12 protein-coding genes are annotated in these 14,857 nt (G+C 75.5%); 7 read left to right on the top strand and 5 right to left on the bottom strand.

Annotation, left to right across the window (positions count from 1 at the left end):
* Positions 1-11: 11 nt before the first annotated feature.
* The 5 genes from M3185_RS06580 to M3185_RS06560 all read left to right on the top strand — a co-directional run bounded on the left by M3185_RS06580 (position 12) and on the right by M3185_RS06560 (position 4,996).
* Entirely contained in the window at positions 12-1,466 is a 1,455-nt protein-coding gene (locus M3185_RS06580; protein ID WP_251332877.1) for an isochorismate synthase, read from the top strand.
* Positions 1,467-1,591: 125 nt separating this feature from the next.
* On the top strand, positions 1,592-2,416 hold the full coding sequence (locus M3185_RS06575; RefSeq protein ID WP_251332876.1) for an ABC transporter substrate-binding protein: 825 nt from the start codon (positions 1,592-1,594) through the stop codon (positions 2,414-2,416).
* 46 nt (positions 2,417-2,462) lie between these two features.
* Complete coding sequence (locus M3185_RS06570) at positions 2,463-3,299, top strand: ABC transporter substrate-binding protein (protein WP_251332875.1); 837 nt, start codon at positions 2,463-2,465, stop codon at positions 3,297-3,299.
* Between the two features lie 76 nt (positions 3,300-3,375).
* A complete protein-coding gene (locus tag M3185_RS06565; RefSeq protein WP_251332874.1) occupies positions 3,376-4,170 on the top strand; it encodes an amino acid ABC transporter permease in 795 nt (264 codons plus the stop codon).
* Positions 4,171-4,180: 10 nt separating this feature from the next.
* Positions 4,181-4,996, top strand: a complete 816-nt coding sequence (locus M3185_RS06560; protein ID WP_251332873.1) for an amino acid ABC transporter ATP-binding protein — start codon at positions 4,181-4,183, stop codon at positions 4,994-4,996.
* Positions 4,997-5,103: 107 nt separating this feature from the next.
* On the opposite strand, the gene menD is transcribed toward M3185_RS06560, so the two are convergent.
* The 3 genes from menD to M3185_RS06545 form a co-directional block, all read right to left on the bottom strand.
* Positions 5,104-6,807 carry a 2-succinyl-5-enolpyruvyl-6-hydroxy-3-cyclohexene-1-carboxylic-acid synthase gene (menD, locus tag M3185_RS06555; protein WP_251332872.1) on the bottom strand — a complete coding sequence of 568 codons (1,704 nt, stop codon included), beginning with the start codon at positions 6,805-6,807 and terminating at the stop codon, positions 5,104-5,106.
* 73 nt (positions 6,808-6,880) lie between these two features.
* A complete protein-coding gene (locus tag M3185_RS06550; protein ID WP_251332871.1) occupies positions 6,881-9,070 on the bottom strand; it encodes a PhoX family protein in 2,190 nt (729 codons plus the stop codon).
* Between the two features lie 146 nt (positions 9,071-9,216).
* Positions 9,217-10,272 carry an o-succinylbenzoate synthase gene (locus M3185_RS06545; protein ID WP_251332870.1) on the bottom strand — a complete coding sequence of 352 codons (1,056 nt, stop codon included), beginning with the start codon at positions 10,270-10,272 and terminating at the stop codon, positions 9,217-9,219.
* A gap of 122 nt (positions 10,273-10,394) precedes the next feature.
* Here M3185_RS06545 and M3185_RS06540 point away from each other — a divergent pair, with 122 nt between their 5' ends.
* Positions 10,395-11,243: a phosphatase PAP2 family protein gene (locus M3185_RS06540; protein WP_251332869.1), complete on the top strand. Its 849-nt coding sequence runs from the start codon at positions 10,395-10,397 to the stop codon at positions 11,241-11,243.
* On the opposite strand, the gene M3185_RS06535 is transcribed toward M3185_RS06540, so the two are convergent.
* On the bottom strand, positions 11,176-12,069 hold the full coding sequence (locus M3185_RS06535; RefSeq protein ID WP_251332868.1) for an MBL fold metallo-hydrolase: 894 nt from the start codon (positions 12,067-12,069) through the stop codon (positions 11,176-11,178). The two genes, M3185_RS06540 and M3185_RS06535, sit on opposite strands and share 68 nt — an antisense overlap.
* Positions 12,070-12,109: 40 nt before the next feature.
* Between M3185_RS06535 and gluQRS the strand changes: the two genes are divergently transcribed.
* Entirely contained in the window at positions 12,110-13,048 is a 939-nt protein-coding gene (gluQRS, locus tag M3185_RS06530) for a tRNA glutamyl-Q(34) synthetase GluQRS (protein ID WP_251332867.1), read from the top strand.
* On the opposite strand, the gene aceB is transcribed toward gluQRS, so the two are convergent.
* Positions 13,033-14,709, bottom strand: a complete 1,677-nt coding sequence (gene aceB, locus M3185_RS06525; RefSeq protein ID WP_251333009.1) for a malate synthase A — start codon at positions 14,707-14,709, stop codon at positions 13,033-13,035. The two genes, gluQRS and aceB, sit on opposite strands and share 16 nt — an antisense overlap.
* Between the last annotated feature and the right edge of the window lie 148 nt (positions 14,710-14,857).

Genomic DNA, 14,857 nt, shown 5'->3' with positions numbered 1-14,857 from the left:
ACTGGGGGGCGATGTCTGCCACCGACCCCGCCGTCGCCCCGCCGGTCCCCGTCCTGCACGCGCTCACGGTCTTCCTGTCCGAGCTCGGTGCGGGCCCCCTGCCGGACCTGCGGGACCTGCTGGCCGGCCCGGAGCTGCTCACGTGGACCGTGGACGGCCGCGGCCTGGTGGCCCACGGCCGCGCCGCGGAGCACGCCGTGCGCGGCGCGGACCGGTTCACGGCCGCGCGCGTGTGGTGGGACGACGTGGTCGCCGCCGCCGAGGTCGAGGACCGGGTGGGCGCCCCCGGCACCGGGCTGACCGCCTTCGGCGCGTTCACGTTCGCCGCGGACTCCGCGGCCGCGTCGGGCCTCGTGGTCCCGGAGCTGCTCGTGGGGCGCCGGGACGACGCCGCGTGGGTCAGCCTCGTCGTGGCGGTGGCCCCCGGCACGCCCTTCACGCTGAGCACCGACGACGTCGCCGCCGCCTGGGTGCGCCGGTTCGGCGCGGCCCCCGGGCGCGTGCCCGCCGGCGACGCCCCGGCGGGTCCGCCCGCCGCCGCGCACCTGCTCCCCGGGACCCTCGACGAGCGGGAGTGGACCGAGGCCGTGCGCGAGGGCGTCGGGCGGATCCGCGAGGGACGGCTGGAGAAGCTGGTGCTGGCCCGGGACGTCGTGGCCCGGCTGGACGCGCCCCTCGACCCCGTGGCCGTGGTCCGCGACCTCGCCCACCGCTACGAGCAGTGCTGGACGTACTGCGTCGGCTTCGGCGACGACGCCGGGACGGGGACGGGCCGGCTGGTGGGGGCGACCCCGGAGATGCTCGTGCAGGTGTTCGACGGCGTGGCCCACGCCCGGGTGCTCGCGGGCACGCTGGACCGGGACGCGGTGCCGGCCGCCGAGGACCCGCAGGCCTTCGCGGCCCGCGTGCTCGGCGAGTCCGAGAAGCAGCAGCACGAGCACGGCTTCGCGATCGACTCCCTGGTGGCGTCCCTCGCCCCGTACACGGAGGTCGTGACGACCTCGCCGGAGCCGTTCATCCTCGAGCTGCCCAACGTGTGGCACCTCGCCTCGGACGTCACCGCCGTGCTGCGCCCCGGGCCCGCGGGGGACCCGCCGTCCTCCCTGGAGCTCGCGGAGGCCCTGCACCCCACGGCCGCCGTGTGCGGGACTCCCACCGCCGTGGCGGCGGCCACGATCCCCGAGCTCGAGCAGATGGACCGGGGCCTGTACGCGGGCCCCGTGGGCTGGCTCGACGCGGCCGGCAACGGCGACTGGGGCATCGCCCTGCGCGGCGCGGTGCAGGAGGACGAGCACACCGTGCGGCTCTTCGCCGGCTGCGGCCTCGTGGCCGCGTCCGACCCCGAGGCGGAGCTCGCCGAGACCTGGGCGAAGCTGCGGCCCATGCTCCAGGCCCTGGGCCTGCGCCCGGCGGCCGCGGCCGCAGCGGCCGCCGGGCGCGGGGCCCCGGAGGCCTCCGCGCTCTAGCCCGTGCCCCCGGCGTCCCCGGGCCCGGTCGGCGGGGCGCGGGGGCGCGGACCACGGCGGTCGCGGCGGCACCGTATCCTTGTGACCCGAACACCGTCGGGGCTACCGCCCCGTAGGGCGGCGCCGTGCCGGTGCCGCCGAGCACCCCCGCGCCCACCGGCGCCGACGAGGAGAACCCGCACACGATGCCCGCCGTCCCCCGCCCCGTTCCCGCCCTGGCCCTGCTCGCCGCCGCTGGGCTCGCCCTCACGGGCTGCACCTCCACCGCGGAGGGCGCGGACTCCGCGACCGCCGACGGGCTGACCGTGTGCACCAACTCCCCCTACCCGCCGTTCGAGCTCGAGCGGGACGGGAGGATCGTGGGCTTCGACATGGACCTCGCCGACGAGATCGCCGCGGACCTGGGCGTCGGGAAGACCGTGGTGCAGGCCAACTTCGAGACCCTGGAGTCGGGGGCGGCCCTGGACACCGCCCAGTGCGACGTGGCGATCGCCGGCATCACGGTCACGGACGAGCGCGCCTCCGTCATGGACTTCTCCGAGCCGTACTTCAACGACGAGCTCGCCCTGCTCACGGCGCGGGACTCCGGCGTCGACGGCTTCGCCGGGCTCGGCGGGGCCGCCGTGGGCGTGCAGCAGGGCACGTCCGGCGAGGACCACGCGACCGACCAGGGCTGGGAAGTGCAGCAGTACGAGGACGTCGAGCTCATGTTCCAGGCGCTCGAGACGGAGGGCGTGGACGCCGTCGTCGGCAACGTCTCCGCCCTCGGCGAGCGCGCCGCGGCCTCCTCCGACCTCGAGCTGGTGGAGACCCTCGACAACGGCGAGGAGCTCGCCGTGGCCGTACGGAAGGGCAACACCGAGCTCCTCGCGCAGGTCAACACCACGCTGGAGCGCATCCAGGGCGACGGCACCCTCGAGCGGATGCGTGCCGACTGGATGGGCCTGTAGCACCGACGACCCCGACCCCGCACCGCACACCCCGGAGGAGATCCGCATGACCCATCCGACGTCCCGCCCGCACCGCGCGCACGCCGCCGCGGCCCTGGCCGCGCTGGCCGCCCTGGCCCTGGCCGGGTGCTCGTCCGGGAGCGCCCCGGAGGACGCCGCCGGGGAGGGCGCCGGCGCGTCGGCCTCCCCGGCCGTGGCCCTCGTGGAGCCCGGCAGCCTGACCGTGTGCTCCGAGTCCAACTACCCGCCCTTCGAGATGGAGCAGGGCGGCGAGATGGTGGGCCTGGACATGGACCTCGGCCGGGAGATCGCCGCGGACCTCGGCGTGGAGATGAAGAACACCACGCTGGGCTTCGAGTCCATCGAGTCCGGCGTCGCGCTGGACACCGGGCAGTGCGACGTCGCGATCTCCGCGCTGTCGATCACCGAGGAGCGCCGCACCGTCATGGACTTCTCCGACCCCTACTACGACAACGAGGTGGGGCTCGTGACCGACGGCGAGGACGGGGTCGACTCGATCGAGACGGCCCGCGAGGAGCAGGTCCCGGTCGGCGTCATGCAGGGCACCGTGGGCGAGACCCAGGCCCAGGAGCTCGGCCTCAACGCGGTGCAGTACGAGGACGCGACCACGCTGTTCACCGCGCTCAGCACGGGCGGCGTGGAGGCCGTGCTCGACGACGTCACCGCGATCGCCGAGCACGCCCAGGACGACCCCGACTTCGTGGTCCGGGACACCGCGGACCTCGACGACCAGCTCGGCATCGCGGTGAAGAAGGGGAACACGGCCATGCTGGAGCAGGTCGACGCGACCCTGGACCGGATCGAGCAGGACGGCGCCCTCGACCGGATCGTCGAGCAGTGGATCCCCGCGCACGAGAACTGACCGACGCGCCGGCGCCCCGGGCCCGGGGCGCCGGCCGAGCCACCGACCACCCGTACCAGCGAGAACGGACCCATCCATGGCCATGACCATGCACCAGAGAGCCCGGGTCAGCCGGGGCATCCAGTACGTCCTGCTGATCGTCGCCGTGATCGTGCTGATCGCGATCGCCGACTGGCCCCTGCTGATCGAGAAGGTGTTCAACCCGGACATCGCCGCCCAGCAGTTCCCCGGCATCATCGCCGTCGCGCTGAAGAACACCCTGATCTACACGCTGCTCGGCTTCGTGGTGGGCCTCTCCGGGGGCATCGTCCTCGCCCTGATGAAGCTCTCGTCCGTGGCGCCCTACCGGTGGCTCGCGACCCTCTACATCGAGTTCTTCCGCGGCGTGCCGGCCCTGCTCGTGTTCCTGGCCTTCGGCTACGGCATCCCCCTGGCCTTCGGCGTGCGCTTCAACCACTACGTGACCGTCATGATCGCCCTCGGGCTCGTGGCGGCGGCGTACATCGCCGAGTCGCTGCGCGCGGGCCTGCAGGCCGTCCCCAAGGGCCAGTACGAGGCCGCCCGCTCCCTCGGGATGTCCCACGCCCGGGCCATGGTCACCATCGTCATCCCGCAGGCGCTGCGGATCGTGCTGCCGCCGCTGACCAACGAGGTCATCCTGCTGACCAAGGACTCCTCGCTCGTGTACCTGCTCGGCATGGGCGTGGCCCAGTACGAGCTCACCAAGTACGGCCGCGAGGCCATCTCCGGGGCCGGCGCCGGGCTGACCCCGCTGGTCGTCGCGGGCGCCTGCTACCTCATCATCACGGTGCCCCTCGGCATCCTGACCCGCCGCTTCGAGTCCAAGACCGACCGCATGAAGAAGTCCTAGGAGCCCACCGATGAGCACCGCACACCCCTCCACGCCGCAGCCCGGGCCCGCCGACGGCCTCGCGGGCGCCGCCTCCGTCGTCGTCGAGGACCTGCACAAGTCCTACGGCTCCCTGGACGTCCTCAAGGGCATCTCCCTCAGCGTCGGGGCCGGCCAGGTGGTCTGCCTCATCGGCCCGTCGGGCTCGGGCAAGTCCACGCTGCTGCGCTGCGTGAACCTGCTCGAGGTCCCGCAGCGGGGCCGGATCACGATCGGGGACTTCGAGGTCACCGACCCCGAGGCCGACGTCGACCGGATGCGCCGGCACGTGGGCATGGTCTTCCAGCAGTTCAACCTCTTCCCGCACCTGAACGTGCTCGAGAACTGCACCGTGGCCCAGGTCAAGGTGCTCAAGCGGGACCGCGCCGAGGCCGAGCGGGTGGCCCGCGGCAACCTCGAGCGCGTGGGCCTGGCCGAGAAGGCCGACAGCATGCCCGGCCAGCTCTCGGGCGGGCAGCAGCAGCGCGTGGCCATCGCCCGCGCCCTGTCCATGGACCCGGCCCTGATGCTCTTCGACGAGCCGACGTCGGCCCTCGACCCCGAGACGGTCGGCGACGTCCTGGCCATCATGCGTGACCTCGCCGCCGAGGGCATGACCATGCTCGTGGTCACCCACGAGATGGCGTTCGCCCGCGACGTCGCCGACAAGGTCGTGTTCATGGACGGCGGCGTCGTGGTCGAGGAGGGGCCGGCCGCGGAGCTGATCGGCAGCCCGAAGGAGCCCCGCACCCAGAGCTTCCTGTCCCGGGTGCTGAACCCGACCCAGGTCGAGACCCCGGAGCACTGACCGCTCCCTCGGCACCGACCGCGCTCCACCGGCCACGGGCCCGTCGTCCTCGGACGACAGGCCCGTCCTCGTCCCCGGCCCGCCGGGCGGCTCCCCGGGGCGGGGCCTCAGGCGCCGCCGGCCTCGACCGCGGCCCGGATCCGGGCGTGCAGCCCGCGCAGCCCGCGGCGCTGCACCGGGACCTCCACGACCGAGCGGCCCCGCACGGGCGCGGCCAGCGCCTGCTCGAGGTCGGCGAGGGTCTCCGCGCGGCGGTGGGCCACGCCGTAGCCCGCGCACAGGGCCTCCAGCCGCGCCGTGTGCGGGGTGCCGAAGAAGCGTTCGACGGTCTCCCGGTACTCCTCCTGCTCCCCCAGCTGCCCGTGCTCGAGGGTCGCGAAGATCCCGCCGCCGCCGTCGTTGAGCACCACGACCTGCAGGTCGGGCTCCCGTTCGCCGGTGCCGAGCAGCAGGGAGGAGGCGTCGTGCAGGAAGGTGAGGTCCCCCAGGAACGCCCGGACGGGCCGGCCCGTGCCGAGGGCGGCGCCGGCGGCCGTGGCCACGGTCCCGTCGATCCCGGCGAGGCCGCGGTTGGCGACGACCGTCGGGGACGCGCCCGCGGGGCGCGCGGCGAGGTCGAGGTCCCGCACGGGGTTGGAGGAGCCCGCCACGAGCACGGCCCCGTCCCGCCGGCAGGCCTCCCACAGCCGGGCGGCCACGGCGGGACCGGTGGGCGGGCCGGCGGCGAGCAGCCGCTCGAGGGCCCCGTCCGCGGCGGCCCCGGCCTGCTGCCAGGCGGCGAGCCACCCGGGGGCGCCCCGGCCCGTGAAGGCGGCCGCCGCCGCCCAGTCCGCCAGGGGCCGCTCGCGCCGGCGGCCGGGCTCGTACCAGGCCACCGGCCCGGGCTGGAGGACCGCGGTGGCCACGCCGGGGCGGGCCAGCAGCGCCGCGACCGGGCGGGACAGGGTGGGCCGCCCGACCAGCAGGACGCGCTCGATCCTGCCCCCGAGGGCGGTGCCCAGCAGCAGCCGGTACGCGGCCGGGGCGTTCGGGCCCGAGCGGGCGTTCGACGACGGCTCCGCCAGCAGCGGCAGCCCGAGGGCCCCGGCGAAGCGGGCGGCGTCCGGGCCGGCCCCGTCACCGGCCACGACCACGGCGCGGCGCTGCTCCGCCCCCGGGTCCGGCTCCGGGACGGGACCGGCGGCGACGTGCGAGGGGGCCGGGGTCCCGGGCGCAGACGCCGGCAGGACGTCCGCCCAGGCCGCGAGCACGGGACCGTCCTCGGGGCCGGGGTGCAGGGGCTCGCGCAGGGCCACGTTGAGGTGGACGGGGCCCACCGGGGCAGGACCGCCGGGGCCCCGGCCGGCCAGGGCGGCGACGGCGGCCGCGAGGCGGGCGGGCCCGTCGTCGTCCCCGGGGACGAGGTCGACGGCGGCGCGCACGTGGTCCCCGAAGATCCCCGGCTGTCGGGTGGTCTGGTTGGCGCCGGTGCCGCGCAGCTCGGGCGGCCGGTCGGCCGAGACCACGACGAGGGGCACCTCGGCGTGGTCGGCCTCCATGACCGCGGGCAGCAGGTTGCCCACGGCGGTGCCCGAGGTCGTCACGACACCGGCCGGTCGCCCGGTCGCCCGGGCGATGCCGAGGGCGGTGAAGGCCGCGCCGCGCTCGTCGACGCGCACGTGCACCTCCAGGGCCCCGGCGGCGTGGGCGGCCGCCGCGGCGTAGGCCAGCGGGGCGGAGCGGGAGCCGGGGGCGACCACGAGGTGGCGCAGGCCCGCGGCCGCGAGCCGGTCGAGCACGGCGCGGGCGGTGTCCAGGGAGGGAGTGCTCACAGTGGTCCAGGGTAGCCCCGGACGCACCCGGTCCCCGGCCGGCCGACGGGCGGACCGGGGACCGGGGCGGCGCTCAGTAGGAGCGCCCGGCGGCCTTCGCGGCCTTCTTCGTCTCCGGGGTCGCCTTGCCGCGGTAGCCGCGGTAGCGGGGCCCGCGCTCGCCGTTCTTGCGGCGCTTGCCCCGGTTGCGGGACCGGCCCGGGGCGTCGGAGATCTCCCCCGGGAACTGCGGGTCGCGGCCCGCGGCGAAGACCTGCGCCACGGACGGGCGCGGCAGGGCGAACTCCCCGTCGGCCTGACGGGTCGGGAGCACGTAGTCGGGGAAGTACGAGCGGGGCTGCTCGAACGTCCCGTCCTCGCCCGGGTGCTGGACGGACACGTAGACCATGCCCTCCCGGTCGTGGATGACCGGCCCGGAGGTCTCCGCGTCCTGCGGGACGGCGAGGAACTGCCGGACGTTGCCGCGCTCGCCGCCGGTGAGGCCGACCCGGTACAGCCCGTCGTTGTAGCCGATGGTCCCCGGGGCGCCGTCGGTGGAGATCCAGAGGTTGCCCTGCGAGTCGAACGCCAGGTTGTCGGGGCAGGAGATCGGGGAGACCTTGTCCGCGGGGAACCCGGAGAAGTACACCGAGGGGTTCTTGGCGGGGTCCCCGGCCACCAGCAGGATGTTCCAGTCGAACTCGGTGGCGTCCGCGCGGTTGCCGCGCTCGGTGAGCTCGACGATGTGCCCGTCCCGGTTCTGCGTGCGGGGGTTGGCCTCGTCGGGCCCGGCCTTGCCGGCGGTGCCGCGCTGGGTGTTGTTGGTCAGCGCCACGTAGACCTTGCCGGTGTGCGGGGACGGCTCGACGTCCTCGGGGCGGTCCATCTTGGTGGCCCCGGCCTTGTCCGCGGCGAGGCGGGTGTGGACGAGGACCTCCTCGACGGACATGCCCTCGACCGCGGACTCGCCGCCCACCACGAGGGGCAGCCACTGCCCGGCGCCGTCGAACGCGCCGTCGGAGGGCAGCCGGCCCGAGCCGTCGATCTCGGCGGCGGTGTCCCCGGTGAACTTCGCAACGTAGAGGTCGCCCTCGGAGAGCAGCGTCATGTTGTGCGCCCGGTCGCCCTCGCGGTACGTCTTCGCGGAGACGAACTTGTAGAGGTAGTCGAAGCGCTCGTCGTCGCCGGAGTAGGCCACCACGGTGCCGTCCTCGGCCACGCGCACGTTGGCGCCCTCGTGCTTGAACCGGCCGAGGTTCGTGTGCTTGACCGGGGTGGAGTCCGGGTCCTGCGGGTCGATCTCGACGACCCAGCCGAAGCGGTTGGGCTCGTTCTCGTAGCCGGGCAGGGTGGAGTCGAAGCGGGGGTCGACCTCGTGCCAGCGGCGGCTCGGGGCCTCGGTGGAGATGCCGTAGCGCTTCTGCTCGGCGGAGCCGTTGCCCTTGAAGTACTGGTTGAAGTTCTCCTCGCCGGACAGGACGGTGCCCCACGGGGTGGTGCCGCCGGCGCAGTTGTTCTGCGTGCCCAGGACCAGGGTGCCGGTGGGGTCGTCCTTGGTCTTCAGCAGGTCGGAGCCGGCGGCCGGGCCGTCCACGCGGAACGGGGTGCTCAGGGTGATGCGCCGGTTGCGCTTCCCGCCGCGGACGTAGGACCAGGGCTGGCCGACCGCGGTGCGGGCGATCTCCACCACGGACATGCCGTGGGCGGCCATGGCCACCCCCACCACGCGCTGCAGGTCGCCCTGCTGCTCGGCGGGGAACATGATGTTCTCGTTGGTGTACTCGTGGTTGTTCACGAGCACGCCGGTGCGCCCGCCGCGGTCCGGGATGATGTCCAGGTAGTCGGAGTTGTAGCCGAACTGGCCCGCCTGCGCCGCGGCGGTCTGGTTGCGGGGGTCGAACTCCGGGGTGTCCGTGAAGAGGGGGTCGCCCCAGCGGATGATCGGGGACCAGTCGAAGCCCTCCGGGACGGTGAGGTCGTCCACGGTGTTGGGCACCGGGGCGATCGGGGTGAAGGAGAGCCCGGAGCGGCCGCGGCCGGCCTGGGCGGCCTCGGGGGTCGCACCGACGATCCCGATCGTCACGGCCGCCGCCGCGCCCAGGCCCAGGGCGGAGCGGCGGGTCAGGGCGGCGCTCGCGATGTCGCGGAAGTAGCCGTTGTCGGAGTGGTTGCACTCCGCCATGGCGCAGGCGTTGCCGCACTTGAGCTGGCAGGTGAGCGGGCTGCGCTTGCCGCGGGCGTGGCCCAGCATCGGCAGGAAGGTGCGCTTGGCGGTTTCGGTCATGACTCCCCTGGGGATCGGGTCCGCGGACGACCGCGGCCGGGAAACGGTGCACCGACACTGCACCACCGCCCGGTGAGGTCCCGGGAGCGGCCGGGGAAATGCCGGGTTAACGGCGGGTGTCCGCCCGGGGACGGCCGGGGCCCCGCTCAGCCGCCCGGTGGCCGGGTCCCCGGACGGGCCTCCGGGCGGGCCTGCGGGTCGGCCCGGGCGAGCAGCGCGTGCACCCGCCGGACCCGGTCCAGCCACCACCGCCGGCGCGGCGCGGGCACCGCATGGCGGGCCAGCAGCTGCGGGTCCGGCACGGCGTCCCGCAGCTCGAGGAACCCGTCCACGGGCCGCAGGGGCTCCCGCAGCACGTCGTCGCGCATCAGGGAGACGGTGCCCAGCCCGCAGGCGTACGGCAGCTCCGGCAGGGCGGCGGCGAGGGCCAGGCCCGCCCGGATGCCGACCGACGAGTCCAGCGCCGAGCTCACCACGGCGGGCAGCCCGGCCTGCGCCACGATCCCGAGGGCCCGCCGGACCCCGCCCAGGGGCGCCGCCTTCACCACGATCAGGTCCGCCGCTCCCGCCCGGGCCACCGCGAGCGGGTCGGTCTCCTTGCGCACCGACTCGTCCGCCGCCACGAGCACCGGGATGCCGCGGGCGGCGAGGCCCTCACGGACGGCGGCGAGGCCGGCGACCGTGGGCACGGGCTGCTCCGCGTAGGCGAGCCGGTGCTCGGCGAGGCGCTCCAGGGCCGCCAGCGCCCGGGCGACGTCCCAGCCGCCGTTGGCGTCCACCCGCAGCTCGGCGTCCGGGAGCAGGGCCCGCACGGCGGCGACGCGGGCGACGTCGTCGTCGAGGTCCTGGCCCCGCTCGGCGACCTTGACCTTCACGGCCCCCACCCGGCCCGCGAAGCCGGCGAGCACCGCGGCGACCCCGGAGACCGGCACGGCCGGGACCGTGGCGTTGACGGGGATCCGGGAGCGCACCGGGGCGGGGAAACCGTGCCACGCGGCGTCGACGGCGCCGCGCAGCCACGCCGCGGCCTCCGCGTCCCCGTACTCCGGGAAGGGGCCGAACTCGGCCCAGCCCGCCGGCCCGCGCAGCACCACGGTCTCCCGCACGTCCACCCCGCGGAAGCGCACGCGCAGGGGCAGGGCGACGACGTGGGCGTCGGCGAGCAGCTCGTCGAGCTCCGGCAGCGGCGGGGGCGGGCTCATGCGCCCCAGCCTATGCCCGCTCTCAGCCGCCCTTGATCCCGGCGTGGAATGATGGGGCTCCGCCGGGACCGCCCCGGCGCCGCCCGAGCGGGCCCGACCGCGCCCCGACCGCCAGGAGACCCATGACCGCGACCGCCCACCGTCCGGCCCCGACCGTCCTCGACGTGCTGGCCCACGTGCTCGGCGCCGCCCTCCCGTGGGCCGGTGCCGTGCTCGTGGGGATCGCGGCACTGACCACGACGACCGGCCAGTGGCTCGACGAGCGGGCCTTCCAGCAAGCCCACGGCGCGTTCCCGGACCTGTCCGCCCAGTCCCGCCAGCTGCTGGACCTGCTGCCCTGGGCGGTGGGCGTGGTCTCGGCGGTGTGCCTGGCCGTGCTCGTGGCCCGCTCGCGCCGGATCACCCCGGCCGTGACGGGGGCCGCGGTGGTCGTGCTGTCGAACCTCACGGTGCAGCTGCTCAAGCGGGTGTTCGTCGAGAAGCCGGACCTCGGCGTCCAGGAGGCCGTGGGCAACTCGTTCCCCTCCGGGCACACCGCCGCAGCGGCGGCGGCCGTGGCGGTGGTGCTGCTCGCGGCCCCGGCCCGGCTCCGTCCGCTCGTCGCGCTCGCCGGGGCGTGCGCGACCACGGCGACGGGGGTGGCGACGCTGCTCAACGGCTGGCACCGGCCCTCGGACGTGGTGGCGTCCCTGCTCGTCGTGGCGGGCTGGGCGGCGCTCGGCGGACTGGTGCTGCGCCTGACCGGGCCCGTGGAGCACCCCGCCCCCGGCGGGTGGCTCACCGCGGCGCTGGCCGTGGCCGGGGCGGGCGCCCTGGCCCTGGGGCTGCTGCCGCTGTGGGCGGCCCTGCGGATCCCCGGGGGCGGGTTCGCCGCGGCCGCCGGGTGCGCCGCGATCCTGGGGGTCAGTCTGCTGACGGCTGCGGCACTGGCAGCGCTGCAAGCTCCGCGGTCACGGCGTCCTCGCTCCTGATCCGCTCCAGGCGGTCCAGCAGGACGCGGGCGGCCCCCGGGCCGTAGGGCAGGCGGAACATCGACGCCGTCACGGGGCGCACGCCCCCGGACGCGGCGGCGGTGTTCGCGCTCGCGTCCACCCGCTCGATCGCGGTGCGCATCAGCTGGGCCTGCTGCCGCACGAAGCCGCGCTCCACCGGGTGCCCGTGGCCGGGGACGAACACGCTGTACCGGTCCAGGCCGGCCAGGTGCTCGAGCGCCGTGGCCCAGCCGCGGGGGAAGGAGTCCTCGAAGCTGGGGTCGGCGCCCTGCTCCACGAGGTCCCCCGTGAACACGACGTCGTCGGCGCCCACGCACACGTCGTTGTCCGTGTGCCCGCGGCCGAGCGCGAAGAGCACCGCGCTGCGCTCCCCCAGCTCGATGCGGGCCAGCGCGGGCCGGCGCCCCGTGCCCGGCAGGTGCCGGTTGGGCACGACCAGGCCGGTGTCCGGGCCGTCCGCGGCGGCCATCTCGGGCTCGTGCGTGCCGACGAAGGAGCGGTGGTAGTCGCCGTGCCGGAGGATCGCCTCGGCGCAGCCGCGGTGGGCCCAGAACTCCGAGGCCCCCTCCCGCTGGAAGACGGCGTTGCCCATGTAGTGGTCGTGGTGGGCGTGGGTGTTGACCACGGTCAGGGGCAGCCCCGTCAGGGAGCGCACGGCGTCGAGGATCTCCCGGCCCTGGCGCGGCCCGGCGCCGGTGTCCACCACGAGGGCGCGGCGGGTCCCGAGCACGACGCCGGAGTTGAGCCTCCAGTTGTCCGTGCTCACGGCGAAGACGCCGTCGCGGAGTTCGTTGATGCGCGCCACCCGTCCAGGGTACCGACCACGGCTGGCTATCCTGTCACGCATGACGTCCACCCGTCCGGGGGATGCGGCGGCGGGCGCCGGCCGCTACGCCCCCTCGCCCTCCGGGGACCTGCACCTGGGCAACCTCCGCACGGCGCTGCTGGCGTGGGCCTTCGCCCGCTCGAGCGGGCGGCGCTTCGTGCTGCGGGTCGAGGACCTCGACCGGGTCCGCCCCGGCTCCGCCGAGCGCCAGCTCGAGGACCTCGCCCGCCTCGGTCTGGACTGGGACGGGGAGCCGCTGCTGCAGTCCACGCGGGAGCCCGTCCACCGGGCCGTCGTGGAGGCGCTGACGGCGCAGGGCCGCACCTACGAGTGCTACTGCACGCGCCGGGAGATCCAGACGGCGGCGAGCGCGCCCCACGGGGCCCCCGGCGCCTACCCGGGCACGTGCCGCGGCCTGGACGGCGCCGAGCGGGCCCGGCGCCGGCGCGAGCGCCCGCCCGCGGTGCGGCTGCGCGCCGAGGTGCGCTCGCTCACGGTCGTGGACCGGTGGGCGGGCGCGTACACCGGGCTGGTGGACGACTTCGTGCTGCTGCGCAACGACGGGCGCCCCGCCTACAACCTGGCGGTGGTCGTCGACGACGCCCACCAGGGCGTGGACCAGGTGGTGCGCGGCGACGACCTGCTGCCCTCGACCCCGCGGCAGGCCCACCTGGCCGCGGTGCTCGGGCTGCCGCGGCCCGAGTGGGTCCACGTGCCCCTCGTGCTCAACCCGCACGGGCAGCGCCTCGCCAAGCGCGACGGCGCCGTGACCCTCGCGGAGCTCTCGGCCGCCGGCCACGGCCCGGCCGAGGTGCTGGGCCTGATCGGGCGGTCCCTGGGCCTGCCCGGGCCGGTCCGGACGGCGCAGGACGTCCTCGCCGTGTTCGACGAGGACGTCCTGCCGCGGGGGCCGTGGGTCGTGGACCCGGCCGGCTGGGCGGTTCAGCGGGCGGTCTGAGCCGCGCGGGGCAGGACCTCCTCGGGCTCGTGCGGGTCCTCCGGCTCGGCCAGGAACCGCGCGTAGGCGGGGGTGGTCAGGAACGCGGGGTACTCGTCGGCCAGAGCCACCTCCTCGAAGATCGACCGGGCGTCGTCGAAGCGGTCGCCCTCGGCGCGCTCGAGGGCCGCGAACTCCTCCTCGAACAGCTCCCGCACCCACTCGCGGGTGATCTCCTCGCCCTCGTCCGTGATGGCGCGCGTGTTCACCCACTGCCAGATCTGGGACCGGGAGATCTCCGCGGTCGCGGCGTCCTCCATGAGGTTGTGGATCGCGACGGCCCCGCTGCCGCGCAGCCAGGCCTCGATGTAGCGGATGCCGACCTCGATGTTGTTGCGGATCCCGGCCTCGGTGATCCGGCCCTCGGCCGAGGCGACGTCGATGAGCGCCTTGTCGTCGGGCACCACGTCCTCCCGCCGCCGGCCGAGCTGGTTGGGCCTGTCGCCGAGGACCGCGTCGAAGACCTCCTGGCACACCGGCACGAGGTCGGGGTGGGCCACCCAGGAGCCGTCGAAGCCGTCCTCGGCCTCGCGGGTCTTGTCGGCGCGGACCTTCTCGATGGCGGTGCGGTTGACCTCCTCGTCGCGCCGGCTCGGGATGAACGCCGCCATCCCGCCGATGGCCATGGCCTGGCGGCGGTGGCAGGCCCGCACCAGCTGCTCGGTGTAGGCGCGCATGAACGGCTGCGTCATGGTCACCGCAGCGCGGTCCGGCAGGATGAACCGGGGCCCGCGGGTGCGGAAGTTCTTGATGACGGAGAAGATGTAGTCCCAGCGCCCGGCGTTGAGGCCCGCGGCGTGCTCGCCGAGCTCCCAGAGGATCTCCTCCATCTCGAACGCGGCGGTGATGGTCTCGATGAGCACGGTCGCACGGATGGTGCCGCGGTCCACCCCGAGCATGGACTCGGCGCGGGTGAAGATGTCGTGCCACAGCCGGGCCTCGCGGTGGCTTTCGAGCTTGGGCAGGTAGAAGTACGCCCCCAGGCCGAGCTTCTGGAGCCGGCGGACGTTGTGGAAGAAGTACAGGCCGAAGTCCACGAGCGCGCCGGCGACGGGCTCCCCGCGCACGGACAGGTGCTTCTCCTCGAGGTGCCAGCCGCGGGGGCGGACGACGATCGTGGGATTGGCCCGGGCGTCCTTGTTCTCGAGCGCGTACTTCCTCCCGTCGGGGCCGGTGTGCTCGATGGTGCCCTCGAGGGCGTCGACGAGGTTGAGCTGGTTGGTCACGACGTTGGTCCAGTGCGGGGTGTTGGCGTCCTCCATGTCCGCCAGCCACACCTTCGCCCCGGAGTTGAGCGCGTTGATGGTCATCTTCCGCTCGGTGGGGCCGGTGATCTCGACCCGGCGGTCCTCGAGGCCGGGCGGGGGCGGCGGGACCCGCCAGCAGTCGTCCTCGCGGATCTGCCGGGTCTCCGGCAGGAAGGCCGGGTCCGTGCCGCGGGCGATCGCCCGGCGCCGCTCCTCGCGGGCGGCCAGCAGACTGCGCCGGCGCGGCTCGAACTCCCGGTGCAGCGCCGCCAGGAAGCCGAGCGCGTCGGGGCTGAGCACGCTGTTCTGCCGGGGCACGTGGTGGCCGGTGAGGGTCACGCCGTTGATCGTCACGGGGTCGCTGCTCATCGTCATCATGGCTTGTTCCTCGCCTGTTCCTCGCCTGGTGGACTCTGGGGTGGTGGGTGGCGCCGCGCCCGGCGGCGTCGTCGCCCTGCCGGGTGCGGCGCGGCCGGGGGCCCGGGCGGGGCCCCCGGCCGGGGGGGGCGGGGCGGGGGGGGGG

The organism is Kocuria rosea, from assembly GCF_023715525.1.
In the GTDB taxonomy this organism is placed as follows: Bacteria; Actinomycetota; Actinomycetes; order Actinomycetales; family Micrococcaceae; genus Kocuria; species Kocuria rosea_A.
This window is presented reverse-complemented; position numbering and strand designations above follow the sequence as displayed.

What these genes read in the sequence shown, in the direction of transcription:
- M3185_RS06580 (WP_251332877.1), top strand. Translation starts at nt 12, where the DNA reads ATGTCTGCCACCGACCCCGCCGTCGCCCCGCCGGTCCCCGTCCTGCAC.
- M3185_RS06540 (WP_251332869.1), top strand. Translation starts at nt 10,395, where the DNA reads ATGACCGCGACCGCCCACCGTCCGGCCCCGACCGTCCTCGACGTGCTG.
- M3185_RS06550 (WP_251332871.1), bottom strand. Translation starts at nt 9,070, where the DNA reads ATGACCGAAACCGCCAAGCGCACCTTCCTGCCGATGCTGGGCCACGCC.
- aceB (WP_251333009.1), bottom strand. Translation starts at nt 14,709, where the DNA reads ATGACGATGAGCAGCGACCCCGTGACGATCAACGGCGTGACCCTCACC.
- gluQRS (WP_251332867.1), top strand. Translation starts at nt 12,110, where the DNA reads ATGACGTCCACCCGTCCGGGGGATGCGGCGGCGGGCGCCGGCCGCTAC.
- M3185_RS06545 (WP_251332870.1), bottom strand. Translation starts at nt 10,272, where the DNA reads ATGAGCCCGCCCCCGCCGCTGCCGGAGCTCGACGAGCTGCTCGCCGAC.
- M3185_RS06570 (WP_251332875.1), top strand. Translation starts at nt 2,463, where the DNA reads ATGACCCATCCGACGTCCCGCCCGCACCGCGCGCACGCCGCCGCGGCC.
- M3185_RS06560 (WP_251332873.1), top strand. Translation starts at nt 4,181, where the DNA reads ATGAGCACCGCACACCCCTCCACGCCGCAGCCCGGGCCCGCCGACGGC.
- M3185_RS06565 (WP_251332874.1), top strand. Translation starts at nt 3,376, where the DNA reads ATGGCCATGACCATGCACCAGAGAGCCCGGGTCAGCCGGGGCATCCAG.